Source organism: Chitinophaga barathri (genome assembly GCF_003807585.1).
GTDB lineage: Bacteria > Bacteroidota > Bacteroidia > Chitinophagales > Chitinophagaceae > Chitinophaga > Chitinophaga barathri.
Genome location: NZ_RMBX01000013.1, coordinates 112,737 through 135,892, shown reverse-complemented (window position 1 = coordinate 135,892; position 23,156 = coordinate 112,737). Strand labels below are relative to the sequence as shown.

Annotated in this window: 17 protein-coding genes; all 17 read right to left on the bottom strand. The window is 55.4% G+C overall.

Going from position 1 to position 23,156, the window contains the following annotated elements; all coding sequences use genetic code 11:
• Entirely contained in the window at positions 1-675 is a 675-nt protein-coding gene (locus EG028_RS22200) for a chitosanase (protein WP_120518532.1), read from the bottom strand.
• 28 nt (positions 676-703) lie between these two features.
• The gene (locus tag EG028_RS22195; protein WP_206614499.1) at positions 704-2,068 is read right to left on the bottom strand and encodes an ATP-binding protein; all 1,365 of its coding nucleotides are present in this window, start codon (positions 2,066-2,068) and stop codon (positions 704-706) included.
• Positions 2,061-3,461: an eCIS core domain-containing protein gene (locus EG028_RS22190; RefSeq protein ID WP_120518533.1), complete on the bottom strand. Its 1,401-nt coding sequence runs from the start codon at positions 3,459-3,461 to the stop codon at positions 2,061-2,063. The genes EG028_RS22195 and EG028_RS22190 overlap by 8 nt, the downstream gene beginning before the upstream one ends.
• 21 nt (positions 3,462-3,482) lie before the next feature.
• The gene (locus EG028_RS22185; RefSeq protein ID WP_221198112.1) at positions 3,483-5,774 is read right to left on the bottom strand and encodes a vWA domain-containing protein; all 2,292 of its coding nucleotides are present in this window, start codon (positions 5,772-5,774) and stop codon (positions 3,483-3,485) included.
• A 53-nt stretch (positions 5,775-5,827) separates the two neighbouring features.
• Entirely contained in the window at positions 5,828-7,483 is a 1,656-nt protein-coding gene (locus tag EG028_RS22180) for a contractile injection system tape measure protein (RefSeq protein ID WP_120518535.1), read from the bottom strand.
• Entirely contained in the window at positions 7,470-10,805 is a 3,336-nt protein-coding gene (locus tag EG028_RS22175) for a hypothetical protein (RefSeq protein ID WP_120518536.1), read from the bottom strand. Before EG028_RS22175 ends, EG028_RS22180 begins: the two co-directional genes overlap by 14 nt.
• A gap of 3 nt (positions 10,806-10,808) precedes the next feature.
• Positions 10,809-11,864, bottom strand: coding sequence for a tail fiber domain-containing protein (locus EG028_RS22170; protein WP_120518537.1), 1,056 nt, complete (start codon positions 11,862-11,864; stop codon positions 10,809-10,811).
• 19 nt (positions 11,865-11,883) lie between these two features.
• Positions 11,884-15,177, bottom strand: coding sequence for a baseplate J/gp47 family protein (locus EG028_RS22165; RefSeq protein WP_120518538.1), 3,294 nt, complete (start codon positions 15,175-15,177; stop codon positions 11,884-11,886).
• 1 nt (position 15,178) lies between these two features.
• Positions 15,179-15,580 (bottom strand): GPW/gp25 family protein, encoded by a 402-nt coding sequence (locus EG028_RS22160; RefSeq protein ID WP_120518539.1) that lies wholly within the window; start codon positions 15,578-15,580, stop codon positions 15,179-15,181.
• Positions 15,581-15,664: 84 nt separating this feature from the next.
• Positions 15,665-15,955 (bottom strand): PAAR domain-containing protein, encoded by a 291-nt coding sequence (locus tag EG028_RS22155; RefSeq protein ID WP_120518540.1) that lies wholly within the window; start codon positions 15,953-15,955, stop codon positions 15,665-15,667.
• A 6-nt stretch (positions 15,956-15,961) separates the two neighbouring features.
• Positions 15,962-17,698, bottom strand: a complete 1,737-nt coding sequence (gene vgrG, locus EG028_RS22150) for a type VI secretion system tip protein VgrG (RefSeq protein ID WP_120518541.1) — start codon at positions 17,696-17,698, stop codon at positions 15,962-15,964.
• Positions 17,695-18,471: a CIS tube protein gene (locus EG028_RS22145; protein WP_120518542.1), complete on the bottom strand. Its 777-nt coding sequence runs from the start codon at positions 18,469-18,471 to the stop codon at positions 17,695-17,697. Before EG028_RS22145 ends, vgrG begins: the two co-directional genes overlap by 4 nt.
• 3 nt (positions 18,472-18,474) lie before the next feature.
• A complete protein-coding gene (locus EG028_RS22140) occupies positions 18,475-18,657 on the bottom strand; it encodes a DUF5908 family protein (protein WP_120518543.1) in 183 nt (60 codons plus the stop codon).
• Between the two features lie 11 nt (positions 18,658-18,668).
• A complete protein-coding gene (locus tag EG028_RS22135; RefSeq protein WP_120518544.1) occupies positions 18,669-19,181 on the bottom strand; it encodes a phage tail protein in 513 nt (170 codons plus the stop codon).
• Positions 19,182-19,186: 5 nt separating this feature from the next.
• Complete coding sequence (locus tag EG028_RS22130) at positions 19,187-19,618, bottom strand: phage tail protein (protein WP_120518545.1); 432 nt, start codon at positions 19,616-19,618, stop codon at positions 19,187-19,189.
• Between the two features lie 36 nt (positions 19,619-19,654).
• Positions 19,655-21,679 (bottom strand): phage tail sheath family protein, encoded by a 2,025-nt coding sequence (locus EG028_RS22125; RefSeq protein ID WP_120518546.1) that lies wholly within the window; start codon positions 21,677-21,679, stop codon positions 19,655-19,657.
• Between the two features lie 21 nt (positions 21,680-21,700).
• Complete coding sequence (locus EG028_RS22120; RefSeq protein WP_120518547.1) at positions 21,701-23,146, bottom strand: phage tail sheath family protein; 1,446 nt, start codon at positions 23,144-23,146, stop codon at positions 21,701-21,703.
• Between the last annotated feature and the right edge of the window lie 10 nt (positions 23,147-23,156).

Genomic DNA, 23,156 nt, shown 5'->3' with positions numbered 1-23,156 from the left:
CTATGCGATGGTTTTACCTTGTGTGGTCACCGGCTGATCCAGCATCCAGTTGCCTTTGGTCATCTGGTCGAGGAATGTTTTGGTGCGGTACACCGTGGGGTGCAGCACTTTCTTGGAATGCGTGGCCAGCCAGTTCTGGCGGGCTTTGGTATATGCCGTGATCCAGGCTTTTTCGTCCCCGCCGCGCAATGGTGTGCGTTCAGCAAAACGCGTGCGCAGGAAACCGGGAATAGAACCGGAATGTATGTAGCTGTCGTAGATTACAAGCAGGCTCAGCGGCAGGGCAAACTGTTCCGCTGTAAAAAAATGCTGGGCAGGCTGGAAGTACAGTATTTCGAAAGTTTCATCCTGCGCCTGGTGCATCAGCGGGTCTTCCTGCGCGCTTTTTTTCAGCAGGTCCTTGAATCCTTTATTGTCTACCAGCGGCACGATGCCTACTTTGGGAAGAAAGGCGTTGAACTCTTCGGAAAACTTCCCGCCAAGCGCCACGTAACGTTCCAGCAGGTTACGGAGATTGCCTTGTTCCGTCGTCTGGCTGCGGCCGTAAGTGATCTGGCGGCTGCCTTTCCTGCCGTCCGGGAATATGGCGATCGCATCGTATTTCCCTTCCGGCGTGCCGGTTTCGAAAACGTTCACAATGGCCATGATCTTATTTTTAATGCCTGGTGTGATCATAACAGATGATTATGTTGATGTGAGAAAATTATTTCCCTTCTTTTTCCAGTTCTCTTTTTACGCCGGTAAGAATGTCCTGGTGGGACAGCGCAAGGTCTCCCCTTTCCAGAGCGTTCAGGCAAACGTATTGTACCACATTCATGATGTGCGAGCCGGTCAGCTCATGCGCGGCGGCAATGGCGGGCAGGTCCACATCCTTTTGCAGCTTCACTTCTTGGGGGAATGCTTTCAGCAGCAGCTTCAGTCTTTCTTCCGGCTTTGGCGGCGGGAAATAGATGATAGAGCTGAAGCGGCGGATAAAAGCATCGTCCATGTTGTTCTTGAAATTGGACGCCAGGATCGTAAGACCGGAGTGCATTTCGATGCGTTGCAGCAGGTAAGACACTTCCTGGTTCGCATATTTGTCATGCGCATCGCGTACGCCGGTACGTTTCCCGAAAATGGCATCCGCCTCGTCAAAAAACAGTATCCAGTTTTTATGCTCCGCTTTATCGAACAGTGAAGCAAGATTTTTTTCGGTTTCGCCTATATATTTGGAAATGACCATGGACAGGTCTATGCGGAACACTTCGCGGCCGGTGTATTTGCCGAGCAAGGTGGCGGTCAGCGTTTTCCCCGTACCGGGCGGGCCGTAGAACAGCACGCGGTAGCCGGGTTTCAGTTTCCGTTTCATACCCCAGTCCTGCATCAGCGTGTCGTGATGTTTGATCCAGCTTTCCAGCTCGCGGATCTGTTTCCATACGCCATCAGGCAGCACAAGATCTTCCCATTCCATCTGCGTGGTAATGTGCTCCGCGGGAAAGTGCATGCTCAGGCGCGGCAGGCCGATCCGGCCGGTGGTGAATACCTCCGAATATTCGGGATCAAGAATGAGGCGGCCGCTGAGCGATGGTTCACCGGGGCGCACGGTTTCCATACTGAGTATCTTATGCCTGAAAAAATAACTTTCTTCCCCGAACAGCGGCAGTGTTCTGAGCCTTGAAGAGGGGTCCGTGCCGGCGATCAGGAACAGCACTGTTTCGCCTGTAGCCAGCGTACCGCGGTGGTTAGCGCCTTTTACGCCGCCAAACTCCGGGAATTCACCGCCCTGCGGCAGGAACTGCTGGATGAGACTGTCAAAAAAACCGGCCACTACAAAAGGCGCGATGGCGCTCAGCAGCAGCAATAGTTCTTCCGGCGCGGTTTGTGAATGGCGGACAAATTTTGCGAATGAAGAATCCTCGGTTACCGGGGGCACCGGCATTTCCGGGACGGTCATAGCCTCTCCCCTGAAATGTGCGGCGAGCCTCGCAAATGTGAAGGCACGGAGATATTCCAGGCCCGTTACCAGGTAAGGAGGGTGCACGCCGTTTGAAGCTGCGCGCGGGGGCGTAATATTGGATGGCTTAAGCATATCTGGGTCCTGTATCTGTGCCTGGCACTTCAGGGAAATCCCCAGGGTTCCTTTCCGGAACCGGTGTTGGGAAATCGCCTATATCTGCCTGGCAATCCGGTATAGCATCGTTGTCGTAGATCACACGCACGCGTGAAGTGCTGAGCCCGAGCATGGCGGCCACCTGGTCGCGGAACAGGTTGAAGTGCCGCCTGTGGGCCCGTTCTGCCGGGTTGTTCATCACTCCGCCGCCGGGATCTCTGAATCCCGCACGGCCTGCGGTGGCGTAGTTCGTACCATTGGTGGTGAAATATTCTTCCGCATTACCGATCATGTGGCCAAACTCGTGGGTTACGTCCACCGTGTCCGCAGTGCCCCAGTCCGTCATGCTGGTGGTGCCGCCAAGGCCCGCACGGCCGCCTGTAGTGGCGCCCGCCGCCTGGGGATTGATGGTATAATGCGCTCTCGCCGGGTCCGTCACCCACTGGATGTTTACATTGATCGGGAGTTTGCACGGCCCTGCCGCAACACCCGGCGGGGTGATACGCAGGAACATGCGGTTGCTCCATTTCCGCTCAATAGCTCTTTCCCAAGCCCTTCTTACAGAGCGTGGCGCGGTGGAGCTCAGGCGCATGATAAGGGACACGCGGCCCATGATTGCATCCAGGTCGATGGTAAAACGGGCATCCCAGGTGAAGGTGCCGTTCCAGGCGGAAAAGCCGGTAGGCGCGTTGGAAATAGTTTCCGTCTGCGACTCGTTCACCTCGCGGCGCATCCGCAGGCGGTAAGGCCAGGGATAACGTTGTATCACCTTGCGCTGAAGAGAACCGTTCTGCTGCACTACGTGTGTGAGCTCATGCGCCAGCAGCTGCCTGCCCGAGCTGGAGCCGGGCGAATATTGCCCTTCGTTGAAAAAAATATCGTTGCCCGTGGTGAAGGCGCGGGCGCTGAGCGAGTTGCTCAGCTGTGCGGCATTGTTGTCCGCATGAATACGCACATCACCAAAATCTCTTCCGAAGCGGGATTCCATGAACCCACGGGTATCCGCGCGCAGGGCCTGCCCGCCACCGCGGCTGCTGTTGATAGCTCCTTCGGTATGGGCGCCTACAGCAGGCACCGGTGCGGCGCCGTGGCGTTGCACCGGTGTGATACTGTCTCCCAGCGGCTTCCGTTGGGCCTGTTCTTTTTCTTCATGTTCACATGCCGCGCACTTGCGTTGTATGCCCGGCGTGGCATTGCCGAAAAAAGAAGATTGCAGGTCCGGCATACGCATAACCTGGTCCGCCATGGCGTCCGCTTCTTTTTCATGCGTATCGCCCGGCTCATTTACGGTGAGCTTGGGCTGGAAGAAGGGCAGTCCTCCTGTAGCAGGAGGACGCCCTTTTGTATTATTTGCAGTTATTTCCCTGTTCATGATCAAAGGGTTAAAAGAGCCTTACGGTTTCTTTTTCCTAAACAACAGCCACAGCAGCAGGAGAATCAGCAGGAGAATGATCCAGATGCTCCATGCCGGCAACCCGATGGATTCAAGCCATTTCTTGATCTTGTCGATGAAGGAATCGCTCTTACCGGCATTTTCCAGTTTGCCTGAATATACTTCCTGGCCGAGTATCGACAGCTTAGTGGGCTGATCTATCGCGCCTGTGAAAGTGATGGTGTATTTCCCATCCTGGTGATCCACTACACTCGCTATTTTGATGTCTTTATTGGAAACGGAAAACGCGGGGCCCATAGCGGGGCCGATGTATTTTCCATAATTGGTCATGGGCCTGAGCACCATTACCAGCTGGCCATTCTGAACGGTGGAGGTCACTTCTGATTTTGTGAGGTCCACACCGGAGAAGGTCACGTACACGCTTTCCATGAAGGTGCGCTGGAACTCGCCGATGTCGTCGTTCTTAGCTTTTATGACGTACACGAGTTTGTACACACCCGCTACAGACAGATCGTCGTAGCTGCCTTCATATTTACCGTCAGTTGTATGGTTCAGCTGTACAATGTTTTCAACCGGTTTAAAGAGCGCGCGGAAAGCGGAGTCCGTTTCCCACAGCTTGTTATATTTCTGCACGCCGGCGGATGCGGAGTCCGTCCCGTCAGGTTTGATGTTTTTGTCGTTGATGGCCAGTTCGTGGCCAAGGTCTTGATCCGGGCGGTATACATAGATTTTTACGTCGGCGTCTGTTACCGGCAATTGCAGTTTATCCAGCAGGAAGGAGACGGACAGTTTGTCTTTTACTTTCGGGGTAGCATTGCCCAGCGTACGTTTCATATGCAGCCGGTGATCATCCGCCAATACGTTCAGGTTCACGTTTTTCAGATTCATATTGGAATCGGCCGCATGAACGGTCCATTTGCCAGCCGGGTCCAGCAGGGGATAACCTTCGGGGCTTTTGCTGAAGTCGATGGTGAGGAGGATGGTATTCGTGTAGTTGCCTACCCAGCTCGGCTGTGCATATCTTTTTACATCGGCTCCGTCTTTTTCAATGCGGATACCTTTATAAACCTGGAGCAACTGCGGTACTTCCAGCTTACGGCCTACGGTGAATTCAAGCAGCAGCTTATCCACTCTTTTATTCAGCGGGAAAGTTTCCAGCAGCACGGCGCCGCTGGGCGGCAACGGTTTAAACGCGGTAGTTACTATCTGCGGGCTGAATTGTGAGAGCATGGTCACGAACTGGTTTACGAAGCCCATAGAGAGGCTGCCGCTGGCCAGGCCGCCCTGGAAAGCGAAGTTCGTTCCATCCAATGTAGTATTGTAGCTGCCGCGGTTTGCGGTGGCCATCGCCATCAGTGTGGTGTGGAAGTTCCCACTCGGGCTGCCGATGCCTATCGTGGCGATCTTGATACCGCCGGCGGCAGGGCCTCCCGGAATAGTAGTGCCGTCGCTGTAACCGGTACCGGCAAGGTTCACTTCAGGCAGCTGGTTTTGCTCACCGTCTGTGAACACCAGGATGCTGCGTGCTTTGGTAATATCTGAAAGTGTGGTGGTGGCTGTTTTTAAACCGGCGCCCATGGCGGTCATACCTGCGGGCACGGGGGTTACGGCTACGTTGTCTATATCAGTTCCTACGGCTGTGGCCAGCGTACCATCTACCAGCCGGAGCGCTCCGCAGCAGGTAGATACGGGTGCGGGCGTGGTGGCGAAGTAAGTGATGCCGAGACGGTTGGTGCCGCCAATGGCCTGGTAGAGATTAGCGAAATTACCAACGGCTTCTTTCAGGGCATTCCAGCGGCTGGGCGCACCCGGATCGGCGGAAGTGGGTAAAAGCATACTGCCGGAGCGGTCCAGCACCAGTACGAGGTCGAGTGACTGGGTCACATGCACTTCAAATACGCGGGTGCCGTTGTTGGAGGAAGCCTGGTCTGTAACACGAAGGGAAAAAGACCAGGATCCGGCTACAGTGGGCGTTCCGGAGATAATTACTTTTTCTACGTCACTGATGGGTACGTTTTCAGCGGCGGGCAATTTGATCTGTAGCCCGTCTTTCGTGAACCCGTCGCCTCCGGGCAGGGCAACCGCTCCACCGGGAAAAGCCGCGGCAAATTCCCACAATACCATACCGCCCGTGCCACCCGGCCCGATCGTCAGATCAGGGTTGATAAGCGTGGATATGGGCAGGTTATAAACATGAGGTGCGTTGGCAACGTTTACGTTAATAACCTCCTGGCCTTTTGCCAGGATGGGGAGGCACATAACAAGGATGTACAGGTATAGCTGCCTGAACATCTGAAGTAAGTTTTTCACTTTTGGCTTCATGATATTTGGTTTTTGTTTTAGTTCTACATCCAGTTCACCACCAGCAGTGGTTCCAGCCAGGGCAGCTTCACGGTGGAATAACCCCATGGCAGGCGCGCCAGCAGCACGTCCTGCGCAAGTCGTTCCACGTCCAGTCTGATGCCTTTGGGAGTCTGCTCCACTTTCCCGTTGCGCACAAGAAATCCTTCCCGCAGGCCGTCCACACCGGTATTGCGAAGCGCGGTCCAGTGGCTCAGCACTGCTTCCAGCAATTCCGTACAGGTGGCGGTTTCTTCGGGCAACAGCGGCGCTTCCGCGGGCAATGGCGTGGTTACATCCATGCCTGCCAGTATTTTATGGAATGCCAGCCTGTACTCCGGTACTTCCTCAGCACCGTAGGTCAGGAACGACATAAGTTGTACGGCCCTGAACGGCGCCCCCGGTGAAACCCATTCGTTGTTTTTCCAAAGACCGGTGCTGCTGAACAGCTCCGACAGGAAGGGGTGTAACAGCACAAGACCTGCCGCTTCCACATATACCGCTTCATCCAGTGTTATTTTCTTAGCTACGGGGAAATGAGGCGTTTCTTCTTCCCTCCTTTCAGCGCGGGATGGCGTATCCTGCGTTTCTTTGTTATGCTGGCGGGAATGTTTCAGTTGTTCACCGGTATTCCCATCCGTTATATGTTTGTCCTCCGGCGGGTTTACAGGCGCTTGTTTTTTATCTTTTTTCCGTTTGGGGATATCAGCTACATCATCTGATGCACTTTCTTTTTTGGAATGTTTTTTTTCTTCTTCCTGCGTTGTTCTTTTAAGCTGCTCTTTTTTATTCTCCGCCAATGGCGCCAGGGAAACAGTATAATGCTCAAAAGCTTTATCCTTTTGGCATTCCGAATAAATGTCAGTAACGAATTCCTTATTAAAAGTTGTAAATAGTTTTACAATCGTTTGCCCGGAAAACATTTCCCGCGTGGCATATATCTTTTCCATCCAGAAGCGCTGGCGGAAAACAGGGAATACCTGCGGATATTTCCGCGCAACAGTTGCCAGCATCTCCCACTCCTTCCCGGCAAAGGCATCGTCCCTGCCGCACTGTTTCAAAAACGCCAGCATCATTTCATCCGTAAAGTGATTCACGGCCCTGATCATGGCTGCTTCATCTTCCAGCAGCAACCGGCTTAACCGGGAAACAAGATGTTGGTTAAAAATGGACACCTTAAAAAGTCTTTCTCCTCCGGTGAACCACCAGGGCAATACACCTTCTTCCAGGAAGCACAACAACGCCTCCCCATCCACCATTCCGCCGCTGAGCACTCTTTCGGGAGGAAGTTGATTCAAAGGCGGTTTTTCATATATGCTGCTTCCGGTTGCCTTCGCGGTTATCTCATCCGCCGATGTTGCCCGGGAAGCCGCCGCCTTTTTCCCGCACTCCTGCAAACACTCACCCAGTAAACGTACCAGGCGTTCGCGCGCTTCTTTTACAAAACTCTCATGGGTAAATACACCCAGGTCGATATCAATGGAATCGATGATCAGGTGCTCATCTGTAGAAGGCAAAGCGTCAAAACATTCTTCAATGCCAGGCGCAATGACAGTCCTGTGGTGGTCCGCCACAGACTGCTCCCATTCAAAACCGGGCCGTTTGCTATAGCCCCGCATTTCGAACACCTGTTTCTGAATGATATGTTTATCCGTTTTCAAGGTCTTCGTAAATAAGATTAAGCATTGTCACCAGCGAATTCCGCAATGGCCGTATTACTGTTTCATTGGTTTCGTCCGCGATCCATGCTTCCTGCCAGGCGCGGTACCGGGTTTCGAAATTCCCGAAGCCTGGCGAGTTCGCCGGTGCTGCGGGCAATTCACGGTCCACCCACAATACGCGCGGAAGGATGTGAGAAGGGCAGCTTTTGCGGACCTGCTGCTCCGAATGTTTGCGAAACTCAGGGTCACGGTATTTTTCAGGCCGCGAAAGTTCCCGCGGGCCGCCGCTGAAGTTCTGCGCATATCCTGAAGGGAATACAAAAGTTACCTGGAATGAATACGGGTCCTTCACTTCCGGGATCACCAGCTGTGTGATGGGCAGGTCTTTTGGTGCAAGCAGCAGATGCTCGGCCATATAAAAACCTTCCGCGCTCATAAAGCGGTGAAGATGTTGCCATATCTGCATCACCGCCGTTTTGGCCTGCGCCATGGTGGCGAATACCGCCGGTGCTTCGGCAATGGGCGTCCCGTCCTGCAGGCGCAGCTCCACGCCAAAAAAGTTGGGGCCGGACTGTGTGATCACAAAATTATCATAACGCAAACCGCGGCTGATGGTGGTCTGGATAGCAGCTTCGGCGGCGGCAACGGCCAGTGGGTCCGTAGCTGCCGTGTATCCGTCTGTGCTCCTCAGCAGTTCCACGCCGGCAAAGCCCGGCAGCGACCACAACCTGAACATCTTCTGGATGGGCGGCGGTTCGTCGTAAATTTCAAAATAAACACCCGGCAGGAACAGCAGCGGCCTGCGCTCTTTCACCACTACTTCCAGCAGGTGATGCAGGCGGCGCTCCAGCGGGGTGAGCGAATAGATCCTCCAATGCTGCAACATTGCATCCACAGCGGCGTTGATGGCTACCGTGGCGGCGGCGGGATTGGGGAATACAGCCGGGCTTATCGCTACGGCATCTTCTTCAGGATGCGCCTTCAGCAGCACGCGTAGGGAAGCGCCTTCCACCTGTGTGCTGAAGTTCGTGCTGAACTTCGCCAGCGCCATGGCAGTAGCGGCGTTCATACGGGCAATGGATTCGGAGGGCACTGGCGCCGCGTGACGCAGCACGGGCGCTCCTGAAGCATCCAGCAGGTTCCAGCCAAAGGCGCCCTGCGTGGGAAATATCTGTAACAGGTGCGCGGCATTCCACACAGGATTGCCGAACGATTGCGCCCTGTGCCTGCTGAGGGAAGGGAGATCCCTGAAGAAAGCGGACTTTTCGCGGATCAGCTGTTGAGAAGCCTGATCGCGCTGCGCCTGCTGTATCTGCAGCAGTTGCGGCAGCAACAGGGATGCTGCGTTTGGTACAATGGAAGCCTCATGGTACGCCAGCGAAGTGGTGTCGTACATATCTTCTCCAAACATCGCCAGCAGGTGATTCAGCACGCGGTTCCGGCGGATGAGGAACTGGTCTTTGCTTTCGGAAGCCTGTCTCAGCGCCGTGCGGTAGCTGTTATTTTCGTCGTTCTTGAAGGCGTCGAAACTGCCGCCGGGATTGTACCCGCGCAGCAATTGTTCTATCTGTGGAAGGTTGTACAATGGTTGCTGGAATATCGTTCTTTCCTCATCCGGTGCGGCTGAAAAAATCGCATTCAGGTTGCCCAGCTGGCTGGCGAGGCCTGCTGTAAGCTGTTCAAAAAAGAAAAGATACCCTTGCAGCTGCAATGCCTGCCCGCGGCGGGCCAGCGTGGCGGAATCCGGCAGGCCGGCGTATCCTACGCCATACACCACCGGCAGATCCTGCTGGATCGGGTAATAAGATGATACGGGGTAATTGTCTCCGGTAGGCAGCGCAATATCATCAGGCCCTGTAACGGGACTGTTCAGTTGCTCCTGCTTCCGTTCTTCAAACATGGTGATGGCCTGGTTGAGATCGTATGGCATGGCCAGCCCGTTCCTGTAAAACACGATCTTCGATTTGGTGGGGCTGAGGTGCGGTATGTGCTGCTGGCTGTTGATCAGGCAGAGCGCATCGCGTGCATTGGTGGTGATCACGCGGTTGTCCATGAACAATGCCAGGTTGAGATTACGTACCGCGCTGATGCGGCGGCTGGTCACATCTTCACGCTGCTCTACGTCCGTGCCGCGCTGGTCGCGATGCTGGAGGATGAGACGCAGAATGTCCGAGGTGAATACATGTTCGGGGAGATTGGTGGCGGTCAGTGCATCGTCCGGCAAAAAGCCGGTGGCCATTTGCGGGCCTTCGAAGATATCGTCCGCTTCCAGTACCTGCTGCAGGTCGGTCAGGCCGCGGAACAGGTTCACGGGGGTGATGTAACGGTCTATGCTCAGCAGGATGTCCGCCAGCAGTTCTTCAAGGATCACGCCGGCATTCACGTCGATATTGGCGGTAACGGCTACTTCCTGCAACCTCACCGCTTTGAATGCGGTAAAGTCTTCGCAGAGGTTACGGTACGCGGCCATATGGCGCTGGATGGTCTTCATGGCATTGTTCGCCCGGGTCACCCAGCGGTTGTATTGTTTCAGCAGGGTCTGATCCGCCGGGGAGTTATCTCCCAGCGTATCGATGGTGATCATAAGCTCGTTCAGCACGAGCGGTATCTGTGCGAGCGGATCGGCCAGCTGGGTATTGATCTGCGCCACCACGGTGAGGTCCCGGTTTGTAACGGGGCCAACGGATGGCTGGTATTGTACGGTGATGCGGGCGAAATAAGAAGTGGTGCCTTCAATCGGCGTCCAGAACACGCCCGGGGCGAAGGCCTGGAAAGTTACATTCTGTAATGTTACGTTTTCGCTGAACGGGAGCGCTTCTTCTTCGTCCCAGAAAGGCAGTGCCACATCCACTTCCACATCAAAGCCCAGCAGCGGCGGCAGTACGGTTACCGCGAAATTGTTGCTGTTCAGCTGTTTGTCCGCGAACTCCAGCAGCACCTTGATCTTGCCGGCCGGCTCGGATTCCAGCGGAAATACCCATGCATTCTGCACCATCGGGTGATCGATAAGGATCTTTCGTATATCCCTCTGGGTGATAGGCGCTACCGGCAGGATGTTTGCCGCCGTCACAAAATCCTGTGAGCGGCCGTTTGCATCGCTGGCCAGCAGGTCGCGCATGGGCATGCCGCTTCTTAATCCCATTTCGGTGATGGCATAACAGCACGCTTCCAGCAGCGTAATGCCGGGATCGTGGAGGTTATGATCCGTCCAGCTGGCGGATGCCACACTGCGCAGGAGCTTCATGCCTTCTTCGCGGAGAAAGGCGAAATCCTGGCTCTTCATCTCCGGCGGCCCGGCAAAGATGTGGGTTACTTCGTCCATGGGTTATTTTTTTCCTTCGAGTTTTTTCAGGCGCGCTTCAAGGCTTTGCACACGTTGTGTAAGTTCCTGTATCGCGTTGACCATCACGAAGATGAGCGGGCTGCTGTTGAACATCACCAGGTCTTCTTCTTTTTTGGAACCATCATCTGTAATGGCGCCTGTATTTGTCATGTAGGGGAATATCTCGCGGATCTCCTGCCCTATCACGCCAAACTCTTCTGATTCGGGGCTTGTATTGTATTTGCCGTTGTAGTTGAAACGTACGGTCCTCACCTTCATGAGTTTTTCCAGGCCATCTTCAAAGTTCCGCACGTTCTGTTTGGCGCGTTCGTCAGACACGGCGAACCAGGTGCCGCCGCCTACCGATTTGGCGGCATGGCCATGTACCTGCAACAGGTGTGTGGCGTCCGTAGTCGCTAATACGGACTGGCTGCCGATGATCACAATACCGTTCGTATCAATATGCAGGCGGGGCGTAAGGCGGCTATGCGTAAAAGCGATGGGCTGGCCTGCCGGCGCGTTGATGTTCACATCACCATTAGGCCCCTGCCGCAATGCGAAAGTATTGTTGCCGTTGGCCTGGTTTAAATGTGCAAACTGTGCCTGGTTGGCTGAGCCGCCCTGGCCGTTGCTGATCACCGCAGTGCCGAAGCGTACGCGTTCACCGGCAACGTCGTTGCTGCCGAGGTTCACGTCCAGCCGGTTCAGGGGAGGCGCGGGAAAGTTGCCGATGCCGATATTGCCTCCTGCATATGCGAAGTGAGGACCGCCTGTTACAGGAAGGAATGGACCGCTGTTGCCGCCTACATTTCCCCATACCGCGCCGTTGAAGAACTGCACGTTGCCGGCGTTGAAGCGCAGCGTGCCGGGTTTACCAACAGTAGCGTCCGCCAGGTTGAGGCCGGCGGGGATATTGAGGTTCCTGTTCACCGGGTCCACGGTTACCGCGTCGTCCAGCTTATTGACGAAGGAATCTATAAGATCTCCAAAATCTGCTCCGGTTGGGCGTTCCCCATCTCTGAACTCCTGTTTTAAATGGGTTTTACTACGTTCCGCCATGATGAAAGTTTTTAAACAATTATGAAATAATGATAAAATCAAGTCCTATGATCATCTGCCCGATGCCGATCTGCGTGCCCTGGCAAACGGATGCGCCTGCCTGCAACGCTTCAATACGGTGCGCGGTATTGGATACCAGGATGGTATCCGGCCTTGTGGCCGCGGCCACGTCCACGGGCTCGCCTATCACAAAGTCCACTCCTATCGCTTTGCCACCCAGCCCCGTAATCGTATCCGCCACGGAAGGCTCCAGCGAGAACCCGATGATAAAGTCCGTGCCGATCTGCATCTCTCCTATACCCCCGCCCACATTGCTGTTGTGCCGGTGGTACAGTTCAAAGTCCACGATAAAATCCACGTACTCCCGGCCTTCTATAAAAGCGAGTATTTCTGATGCATGCAGTTTGCCGCCGAACATAATATCCTGGCCTTCGCGGTATGCCCAGGGACTGAGGAATTTTTTGATCTCTTCTTCCAGCACCACGGCATAGTAGCCGGGGTCGAACTCAGGATGGAAACTCACTTTACAATCTACCAGCAGCGTTTCGTACACCGGATTGGTGACGTGCAGTTTTACAAAAGGCGAGGTGAACGTTTCGTTCATATAGGTGCCTATCTCGCGCAGGCGCTGGAGATTTACTTTCGGTTGAAGAGGATCGCCGGTGGGGCGCTGCCGCCAGTCCGGCACCACTACCAGGCGTACGTTGCCCGGCCTGAACCAGTCTTCGTTGTCCGTATGCGGCAGGCATTTCACCTTGAAGATCTCGGGGAAATATTCGAGTAATAATTTTTCGTAGTCCCAGCCGGACACCGCGCGGTTCTTATGCCTGAGCCTTTCGCTCACGCGGCGGTAAAATGCCGTATCCGCTTCCGGATGCTGCCCGCCAAAGGACGGGTAAGGCTGCGTGACTTTTTTCAAAGCGGGCACCTTGCGCACCAGCTTCGCGACGGTATTGGGCGCCAGCGGCGATGCCAGGTGAGATTCATAACCGGCGCCGCCTTCAGGCAGCACCAGCGTGGCTGTGCCCGCCTGCGTGAATATCTTTCCGATAGCCGCCGCGCCGCCGGGATTGTCCACCACGTGCACACGGAGCCAGCGCATACCCGCGGGCATCAGGCTATGCTGGATAGATGCATCCCTGCCCATGTTCAGCCGGATGATGCCGGGCTTCTGCAGGCCGCCGGTGCTTTCTTCGAGTATGTCCGCAACAGCTATGGACTGCCAGCGCTGACCGGCAAGGTAACTCCAGCGGAGATCGCCGCTGTTCAAAAGCGCATCGCCTTCCACGCTGCCTTCTTCTATCTGGAACAGCAGCGATACGGATTGCGGCGCATTGGCGTTTTTCAGGCCGATGTACAGCGCTCCGTCTCCGGGCTGCGCGGGTATCAATGGGGCAGTGTCGCTTTTTTGTGATTCAGCCGGGCCGAACACGTCCTGTAAAAAGAACTGGTCGATACCGTTGGGTGCGTCCGGGCGGAATACATCCACTGCGGAATAGTCCATGGTCACCGTCTTCAGCGTGGGTGTATAGGGCGGCTTGGGAAGTTTCGGCGCGGTGAGGCTGCTGCCGGTGTGTTTGCTCAGCGCGATCACCTGTTTGGTATAGGCCGCTGAAAACGCTTTGTGGCCAAAGGCTTCAAAGGGCGCCTCCGCGGTTGTATTGCCCAGTTCTTCTTTGGTGGGACCGGTAAGCACCACGCGCAAAAAGCCCTGGTTTATAGTATTGGTAAAACCTGATCCCAGCTGCAGCAAGGGGTCGCGTACAAAAGGCGCGTTGGCCGTCTTGAGTGAGAAGGTGAATTCGCTGACGGTGAGGTCTTTCGGGTTCGCGGTATTGGCGGCGTCGAAGATCGGGAAAGTGTGCAGCAGGCGCGTGTTCCAGTTGCGGCTGCTGAGCAGGTCTATAGCGGCGTGGAAGCTGGTGGCGCTCAGTTCTTCATTGCTGCCGTAGTTCGCATAATGCGAACCGAAGTCCGCCGGAGCATCCTGCCATTCCAGTTTTATGTTCAGCGACTTCAGCGTTTTGCTGAATATCTCGTTGCTGCCAATGTAGAAGTTGGAGCCGATGAGCGGTTGCGCGGTGAACGGGAGGATGGGTTTGTCCGAAGGCTGGATGGCCTGGTCGTTCTGCATCACCAGGTTCTTCATTCCTTTTACGCTCACCCCCACCGATACGCTTTCCACGGTGAAGTTCCTGAACGTCTCCATCAGGAAACTATCCGGCAGCAGCAGCACTTTCATCACCGGCCAGGCAGTGTTGAACGATCCCGCGTGTATGGCTTCATTGTAAGCCGTAACGGCGGGCAGCGATTCGTTCAGGGTCACGGTCACCTCCAGTGTAAAGTCGTTCTGCAAGGTATCCGACTGGTTGGGAACGGTCAGGTCCGGCTTCAGTTCCACTTTGGTTTCCATCCCGCTCTTCAGCCATTCTTTTTCTGATGTCAGTTGTGTTTCGAAGAAAGGGGAAAATATCTGCAAGGGATGTTTGTACCCGGGAATGGACTTCAGGCGTAATTTCATCAGGATGGTACGGGCACCTTCCGCGAGGAACAGGTTGGGCGAAGCCACAGCCCAGCCCAGGGAAGCGACCTGCATCTGCCTGGACTCCACCGGGGATGACAGCTGCTGCGAGCCGAAAGGCCTGAAGGCGGTGGCGGTGTTGTTCAGCACCAGGGTGGCGTCGTCCGCTTTGAATACGATGCCTTTGTTGTTGATCGAATATTCTGTAAAACTGCTGCGCAGCATTCCCACGCTGGCCTGTGTGATCACGATGTCGTTGTTCAGCGAATATTGCAGCGGCAGGCCGGTAGCGGTTTTGCCACCATCCAGCAGGGTGCCGGCTTTTACCAGCAGCGGCGCGGCGGTTTTAGCCAGCTCGAACAATACATGCACCTGGTCCGGCGTGGCGGGGTTTCTCCTGAGCTGCAATACTTCTTCGTAATAATAGTCCAGGCGTTTTTTGGTCAGCAGGTTCATATCATCCCGCGCAACGGCGTATATGCGGAGATATGCCATCAGCAGGGCCAGGTGGGGTGTAAGGTCGCGGGTATTGGTGAGGAAGGATTGCAACTCGTTTTCGCCCATGTTTTTCAACAGGTCAAAAAACGCCTGCCAGTCACCCTGCGGCATTTTATTCTCATCATAAAAACTTACCTGCGTGGCCATCTGGTGTACAAAGCGTACCAGTTCGCTGGTTGTACGCCCGTCTATCTTCACCGTGCCGGGATCCAGCGCCGGCTGTACGCGGGCGGTCTGGTTCACGCCGTCGGTGGACAGCAGGTACTGAAAGATATTTTTACTGGTAATGCTCATGTTACTTTTCAGTTAGATAGAAAGGAAATACCAGGTTGCTGCGGCTGTTCGTGCTTCTTACGGTATAATCCACGTGAATGCTCACTTTGCCGGCTTCCCTGTCTTCAGGTAACAGTTTCACTTCGTTCAGGTCTATCCGGGGCTCGTACAGCAGAAGGGCTGTTTTGATCTCATGCTGGATGGCGGTGGCGGTAGTGGTGCCGAGGGATTCGAAGATCCAGCGGTCCCGCTTCCAGCCAAAACCGGGTTGCATCACGCGCTCGCCCAGCTCCGTGGAAAGGATCAGGGAGATGCTGCTGCGGATATCTTCTTCCGCTTCCAGCATTTTTACTTCTTTGTCCAGTTTGGAAAAGACGGGCGGAAAGCTCCATCCTCTTCCGAGAAAAGCATTTTCCTGGGGCATCGCAAAACAATTTTATTCTTTGAGGTCAATCTTCACTTTTCGTGGAACACAAAACAGTTGTTATTCTTTATATCAAAAACATTTTCATCCTCCTATCAGCACCGTGGGGCAGCCTATCACTATCGAACCGCCATGCGCTGTGCTGTCCCCCATCCTGGCCGCGGGCGCCCCGCCGATCATCACCGTGGCAGAACCTTTCACGACCGTATCCGGCGGGCCGGTGCAGGTGCACATGTCTCCCACACGCAGGGCAGGCACCCCTCCTATCATTACCGTAGTGCCGCCGGGAGGCAGGGCAGGGCCGCCCACATGGGGCACCGTTCCCGTCACCATGGGACAAACGTGCATATCGCCTACTCTTGCTGCTAATGACATCGTTATTTAGTTTATCATGACCATTGTGCCTTTGATCACCGTATTGGCGCTGGAACTGATCTCCATACCGGCGGATCCTTCCGCCTTGAACTGTGTGCCCGCCTTTACTTCAAATCCTGTCGAACTTTCCATCTTCACGCTGCCGGATGCTTTCATGACCAGGTCTTTCGCGCTTTCGATGGTGATACCGTCTTTGGACATTACGATCTTGTTCCCGTTCAGGTCTTCCACTTTAATCTCTTTCGCGTCTTCGTCCATCACGATCATATTGCCGCCGGGGGTATCTATAGTGAGTGTTTTTTTGTCGTCGTTAAAAAGTAGGCGCATTCCGCTGCGGGTAGTGAACCCTTTTTCGTGGTTATCGTCCGCGGCGGTGAGTGCTGAAGCTTTTGCGCTGCTGTTCAGCCCGCCCAGTACGATTGGGTAACGCGGATCGTCGTCCAGGAAACCTACCACCACTTCGTCATCCACTTCCGGCAAAAAAAAGCTGCCGCGGGAGCTGCCCGCATCCAGGGTGGATACACGCGCCCAGGTGCCTTCGCCTTCCAGGTCCACAGACGGGACTTTTACACGGATGCGCCCTTCGCCTTCGGGATCGCCTTCCAGGGCGGTCACGATGCCGATATGCAGGCCGTTGATGCCGGGTAGCAATGCGCCCGCCGCTTTGGCCTGTACATGAAATTTTTCAGCGTGCAGCTCCGGCGTCATGCCGAGCTGGAGATCGCAAAGCCAGTTGCCATAGCTGATCTCGTGGCGTACGCCGCTCACCCAGCCCATGCCGTTGAAACGGGTGCCCAGTCCTTCCAGCGCCACGGTAATGCCCGGCAGCGCCTTGGAGAATCCCTGCACCCTGGCCCTGCCGCACATAAAAGCCATGCGGCTGCGCAATGCGCGGGCATCCGCCCAGTTCTGCACTTCTTCCTCGCTCATCCTGCCGGTCTGCCGGACGGTGAAAAGCGGGATACCGAATTCGGCGGGGTCCAGATCTCCGGGGGTGGTCCAGCCGGGATCGTTGCTTTCCGCTTCCAGGAGGGCCTGGCCGGCAGGGTCCCATGCCTGGGCCTTTACGCTGCCGTATTGATTGTTGCCGTCTATCTCCGCGTCGAACTCGATGAGGTTCGTGCCGTAACGGAGCGTAGCCAGCGCGGTGGGTTCCACCAATGGTTTTTTGACGTCTATTTTTCCCTCATGGGCGATGGTAATAAAGCCCACGGATTCGATGCGGCTGATGAGGAAATCCCAGTCCGTGCAATCATACTGAACCATTTCAGCATGGGTCACGGGAGTATCTTCCACATCGCCGGTGAGCCCTTCTTTATCGAGGATCGTGGAAGCGATGTCGCTGTCCTTCATTTCTTCGTACACGGCGCTGTTGCGGCCAATGGTGAGCATTACGGCCTTGTCGCGGCATTCTATCACCATTTCGGACCGTTGCTGGCGCACGCGGATGGAATGGCGGGTTACGATGCCTTTAAAGATCACTTCATCCACCATGCGGTAACCGGCCAGTATCTCTATTTCGTTGCCGGGAAGGAAAAAATCCTGGTTGCTTACCGGCCAGTCTCCCAGCGCCGCGTCGCCGTCCGATACAATGAGGCAGGCGGAGGGGATGCGGTTTGCTTCGTTGTGCACGGTAATGGAATGCACGGGAATATCGCCGGGCAGGGGCTGGCCGTTCACGTTTATGGTGAAGGTTACCAGGCCTGTATCCTGATCTATCGGTAATAATCCTGTGCCGCTCATGGTTTTGTCTTTTTAGCGGGAGGGAAAAAGATTTCCTTTCCTGCCTTGAGTTGCCTGAAATTGAAAAGTTTGTTCACTTTCGCTACTTCGATGTAATAGTCGGGCGTGCCGTATATGCCGTTGCTCATGAGCAGGATGTTGTCTCCGGCCACTACTTTCCGCACGTGGGTAAGGTCGGGCGAGCTTTTGTTTTCCTCCAGCTCGCGCAGCATATCTGAAATGGAACCTTCGAAGCTGGCGCGCGCTTCCACGCGGAGCGGCGAACCATCGGGGCCGAAGAGTTTATAGTTTAGGGAAAGACTGCCCAGCACGCCTTCAAACACCAGCTTGCCCCAGGTGAGCTGTACCCGCCTGGGCGAGTGGCCGCTGCTGTCGAAGGTGTACACCACTTTGGCAAACTTCTGCAGCTCTTTGGTCACGTCGTAAGGTTCTTCGCCGCTGAAGAGGCCGGCCACGGCGCCTGCGATAGGCACATTGTCCAGGGGGCCGGCGGGCGGCGGTATCACACCGGTGCCGTCGAACAGGAAAGTAAATTCCAGCGCGGGGGGCGATGTGCTTACGTATTTGGCTTCGCTGGCGGAGTTGCCGGGAGCGGGCGCGCGGTCGTAATTCACCTGGTAGTTGATGGTGTAATTGTCCGGGTTCACCTGCACGCTGTATTTGTCCTCATCCGCAACGCTCAGCACGGGAGCGTCTCCCGCGTTCTGAGGGGGCAGGAAGGCGACGATGATCATCTTCTCAAGCTTGCCGGTGCCAAATAAGGAATCAAACATTGTTTATCGTTCTTTTTGTTGTTTGAGTGCTTTCATCACTTCTTCCGCGCACATGGCTACGATCTTCTCCATATCGGCGGCGCTCATGCCTCTCTGGGGAGATGAGCCGCCGTTGCCGCCGCCGTTTGACTGCGGGCTTTCTTCCACGCGTGCGCGGATCACCAGTTCCCGGATTTCTATGGGCATGTGTGCGTGTTTTAAATACTGATACCGATATCTACCGATGCGGTAAACCCTGCCGCCAGGTCCAGCGCCACGCTTACGGGATCGTAGTATTTGAAGTACTGGTACGACAGTACCAGCGTTTCCACTACTATCTCGTTGCTGCCGGCGTTGATGCCGCTGATCTCCAGTTTTTTGGGAATGGCGTTGATCAGGTACCAGTTGTACAAAGGCACGTGATCCGCATTCATGAGGGAGATCATGACGTTGCTCGGTTTGAACTTAAATTCGTCTATCGCCTGCCTGGCCCAGTGCAGGATGCCGGAACCGAGGAACTTTCCCCGCTTCAGCGTTACATCGCTGTACTTCGTGCGCACGGGCAGGTTGTGTACAAACCGGTGCTCGCCGCCTTCCGGCTTCGTTTCCATCTCGATGTCCACGCTCAGCCCGGATACTTCCTGGAAACGCACATCGTTGGGAAACTGGGGCAGTATTTCGAACAGCACCAGGAAATGGAACCCGACCTGCGGGGTATCAAATGCAGACATAACTGTTATTCGTTTTGGATCACAAGACCTTCATGTACCAGTTCTATGGATTCTATGGCTACTTCATTGCCGTCAGCCTTCAGGTCGGTGCTTTGCACTTTGATGGGCCAGGCGTTTTTCACCTTCCATACTATTACCGGCTCATGGTTTTCATTGAGCAGGCTGATGGTAACGTTGCGGCGTTCGATGGTATTGAGGGCTACGGTATTCCACCAGGTGTAAAATTCGTTGTCGCCTTTGAAGCTGCCGCGTTTCATGGTGATGTTGCTGAACTTCTGCATACCGGGCATTTTGGTCTTCACATATTCAGGGCTGGCACCGTCGCGGTATTCGATGGGGTCGGTTTGTACGTCAAGCCCGGATACTTCTGTGAACCCGATGCTGGCACCACCCCATTCAACCTGGAAGTGGAATTTGGGAAGCGGATAATTCGCCATAACTTATGGTTTTTGGATGTTAGTTATCAATGGTGATTAAGATTCCTGCATTTTGTGACTGAAGCGGAGGATGATGAATTCCGCAGGGCGAACGGCCGCCATGCCTATTTCCACGATCAGTCTTCCTTCAAGGATGTCCTGCGCGGTCATCGTTTCGTTCAGCCCCACTTTCACGTAAAAAGCCTGTTTGGTAGTGGCTCCGGCCAGGGCGCCCTGCCGCCATTGCAGCGTCAGGAAGTTTTCTATCATTGCGCGGATGCGTACCCAGGTATTGGCATCGTTGCCTTCAAATACAAAAGGCTCGGATGCTTTTTTGGTGGACTCTTCCACGTAATTAAAGAAACGCCTTACGTTGATGTAACGCCATTCGTTGTCGTTGCCCGCGAGCGTGCGCGCGCCCCATACGAGAATGCCTTTGCCCGTGAACGCGCGGATGGCGTTGATGGATTTGCCGGTCTCATGCACGTTCAGCGTGCTCTGCTCCTGGTCCGTGAGTTTGTACGCCGGGGTTACCACCGAGCGGAGGCTCACGTTCGCGGGAGCTTTCCACACGCCCCTGGAGCGGTCTGTAGCGGCATAGATTCCCGCCACTGCGCCTGAAGGCGGCAGCAGGCTCATTTCCACGCGTACGCGTTCGTACACGGCTTTAAAGAAGGGGTGTTTGAGGAACAGCTGCTGCTGTGCCTGGTCCGTTCTGAAAATGGCGTCCTGCAGGATGGCTACGTAAGCGCCGGAAATGGCTTCGAACGCGGTTTGCAGCATCGTGGCATTCGCGGCGTTGATGGCTGTGGCCTGCACGGAGCCGCCGTCGAAGTTAGTGCCGTTGGGGCCGATGGTGCTGATGGCTGCGCCTGCCACCCAGTCCTGCGTATCCAGCAGCACATAGTCCCCATCCACGTTTATTTCTGTGCGCGCCGCGGCTACGGAAGAACGTACGTGCTGGTTCTTTTCAAAAGAAATGAGGTTGATGATCTGCGTGCGGAGGGCCGTGTTGGCTTTCAGCCCGGCGATCACATGGATCATGGCGGGCGAATTGCCGGCGTCATCTTCCAGGTCGCGGAGGGAAAGGGCGAGGCTGCGCACGAAAGTGATCAGCGCGTTAAAATTAGTACGCGCCTGTGCTGCATTGCCCGCGTTCACCACGTCCGCGCGCAGCCCGGTGAGGTGGGCGGACATCGGGTTGAAGTTGCCCCGGTTCAGCACAGGGGCTGCTATTTTCCCAAACACACGGTTCTCTTCGAGAATACGCGCACGCAGGTCCGTCACCAGTGCATCCAGCACGGGGTTCCCCGTCATGGTGTCTATGGTTGCATCCGGCACGGCGGCATCCGCATTGTCCACGATATTGAGCTGGGAAAAACTGATGTCTTTCAGGTAAGATGTCTGCAGCCATGGGTAATATCCCGCCGCATATTTTAATTCCTGGTTGCCCACGCCTGTCCTGAATTTCAGAACGGGATTGTCCGCATGGTTCAGGGCGAGGCCACCACCGAGCAGGTCCAGGATGCCGAAGCGGTCCTGCAGGCGTGCGCATTGTTCTATCACCGCCTGGTGGAAGTTGCCGCCGTTCACATAATCCGGCGTGCCGTCCGGCAGGTGCAGTGACACGCTGTCCGGGGACACCAGCAGGGTAGGCTCATCCACTTTTTCAAGGGCTTTGAGGCCGCCCAGCAGGCCGGTGGTGGCCGTGCCGAGTATGATATCGGCGGTGTAGTTGCCCACCGTCACGATGTAGCAGGGGCCGCCGCCATTATCGAAGTAATGCTGCATGGCGTCAAAGAGGTGATACCTTCTTCCGTTCACCGGCGTGATCCTGGTGATGTTGAACTGTGCGTCCGTCCTGATCGAATACGAAGCGGGAGAATACCCGCCGCCGAATACAGTGGTGTATTCCAGTATAGACGTGATGCGGATGGGCACATTCACCAGGGTGGCGCCTTTCGCGTCCGCCGTGACGGCCGTATGGCCTATGAAGGCCGGGATGGCCGTGGCTACGGAGGCTACGGAAGGGGGAATAAGCTGCAGCTCCTCTACAAATACGCCCGGGGTTTTATAATCCATGATCGTTCAGATTATTAATGATTAAGATTCCTGCATTTTATGACTGAAGCGGAGTACGATGAACTCTGCAGGGCGTACTACGGCCATGCCTATTTCCACGATCATCCTGCCTTCCAGGATGTCCTGCGCGGTCATGGTCTGCCCCAGCCCCACGCTTACGTAAAAGGCATGTTCTGGTTTCGCGCCTGCCAGTGCGCCCGCGCGCCATTGCAGGATGAGGAAGTTCTCGATCATCGCGCGCACTTTTATCCAGGTATTCGCGTCGTTCGGCTCAAACACAAATGGCTCTGTCGCTTTTTTGGTGGATTCTTCCACCATGTTGAAGAACCGGCGGACGCTCACGTAACGCCATTCGTTGTCGTTGCCGGCGAGCGTACGGGCGCCCCATACCAGCACGCCTTTGCCGCTGAAAGTGCGGATCGCGTTCACGGATTTTCCTGTCGTATGTACGTTCAGGTTTTCCTGTGAAGCATCGTCCACAGCCACCATCGGGCGGCGTACAAAACGGAGGCTCACATTTGCGGGCGCTTTCCACACGCCGCGCGTACCGTCCACCGTGGCGTAGATACCGGCAATGGTGCTGCTCGGCGGCAGTACCAGCGGCATGGCGGTAATGGTATTTTTGATTTCGTGGTACAGTTTATTGGCTACATGGTACAACGAGCGCGCTTCCGCGGCCGCATTCGCGGGCTCAAATATGCGCAGCACGGAGTTGGCGACTACAGGCGCGCCGTTCAGCGTGCCGGTGATGGTCACGGCTTCTTCGTTGTAGTTGAATGACAGCGAAGTTTCCAGCTGCGGGTAATAGGCCGCACCGTATGGCAGGTTACTGTTGCCAATGAGCGTGCGGAATCCGTTCGTATTATCATCTATCACGTTGTCACCGGCGGGGATCGTATAATCCAGGTGGCCGTTAAAGATGTCGATGATGGCAAAGCGGTCCTTCAGATCCGCGCATTGCGCCAGCGCAAGGCCGTACAGGTTATAGAAATCACCGCGCGCAAGTGAAAGCGCGTCGGGGAACACCAGCAGTGTAGGCTCGTCTTCCTTGCCGATGGCTGCAAGCCCGGCGGTGTGGTTCAGCAGTGTGGTGGGATTGGTAGTGTCAGCTCCGATGGAAACAATGTAGCAGGGGCCTCCGCCATTGGAGAAATACATCTGCAGGGAATAATACATCCTGTACAGGGCGGTGGGCGCAACAGGCGGGGTAGCTACCACATTCACGCCGGTAACGGTGTTCATCGCAGCGGTGAATGTTTCGAACCGCGCGCCGTAAATGGCTTCGTATTCCACGAGGGAAGTGATGCGCACCGGTTTGTTGATGAGGGATTCCCCGTTGAGGGTGGTTAAACGGGTGTACCCGATGAATGCGGGAATGGCCGTTTCTACCTGCGCCACGGAGGGCGGAAACTTAGGCACCTCGTCGATGTATACGCCGGGTGTTTTGAGGTTTGCTAGATTTAACATGTGCAATCAG

Bases quoted from the DNA above. Each gene is read 5' to 3' on its own strand.
- vgrG (WP_120518541.1), bottom strand. From the start codon at position 17,698: ATGAGCGGCACAGGATTATTACCGATAGATCAGGATACAGGCCTGGTA.
- EG028_RS22170 (WP_120518537.1), bottom strand. From the start codon at position 11,864: ATGGCGGAACGTAGTAAAACCCATTTAAAACAGGAGTTCAGAGATGGG.
- EG028_RS22190 (WP_120518533.1), bottom strand. From the start codon at position 3,461: ATGAACAGGGAAATAACTGCAAATAATACAAAAGGGCGTCCTCCTGCT.
- EG028_RS22140 (WP_120518543.1), bottom strand. From the start codon at position 18,657: ATGCCCATAGAAATCCGGGAACTGGTGATCCGCGCACGCGTGGAAGAA.
- EG028_RS22160 (WP_120518539.1), bottom strand. From the start codon at position 15,580: ATGCCCCAGGAAAATGCTTTTCTCGGAAGAGGATGGAGCTTTCCGCCC.
- EG028_RS22175 (WP_120518536.1), bottom strand. From the start codon at position 10,805: ATGGACGAAGTAACCCACATCTTTGCCGGGCCGCCGGAGATGAAGAGC.
- EG028_RS22125 (WP_120518546.1), bottom strand. From the start codon at position 21,679: ATGGATTATAAAACCCCGGGCGTATTTGTAGAGGAGCTGCAGCTTATT.
- EG028_RS22185 (WP_221198112.1), bottom strand. From the start codon at position 5,774: ATGTTCAGGCAGCTATACCTGTACATCCTTGTTATGTGCCTCCCCATC.
- EG028_RS22145 (WP_120518542.1), bottom strand. From the start codon at position 18,471: ATGTTTGATTCCTTATTTGGCACCGGCAAGCTTGAGAAGATGATCATC.
- EG028_RS22195 (WP_206614499.1), bottom strand. From the start codon at position 2,068: ATGCTTAAGCCATCCAATATTACGCCCCCGCGCGCAGCTTCAAACGGC.
- EG028_RS22135 (WP_120518544.1), bottom strand. From the start codon at position 19,181: ATGTCTGCATTTGATACCCCGCAGGTCGGGTTCCATTTCCTGGTGCTG.
- EG028_RS22130 (WP_120518545.1), bottom strand. From the start codon at position 19,618: ATGGCGAATTATCCGCTTCCCAAATTCCACTTCCAGGTTGAATGGGGT.
- EG028_RS22165 (WP_120518538.1), bottom strand. From the start codon at position 15,177: ATGAGCATTACCAGTAAAAATATCTTTCAGTACCTGCTGTCCACCGAC.
- EG028_RS22155 (WP_120518540.1), bottom strand. From the start codon at position 15,955: ATGTCATTAGCAGCAAGAGTAGGCGATATGCACGTTTGTCCCATGGTG.
- EG028_RS22120 (WP_120518547.1), bottom strand. From the start codon at position 23,146: ATGTTAAATCTAGCAAACCTCAAAACACCCGGCGTATACATCGACGAG.
- EG028_RS22200 (WP_120518532.1), bottom strand. From the start codon at position 675: ATGATCACACCAGGCATTAAAAATAAGATCATGGCCATTGTGAACGTT.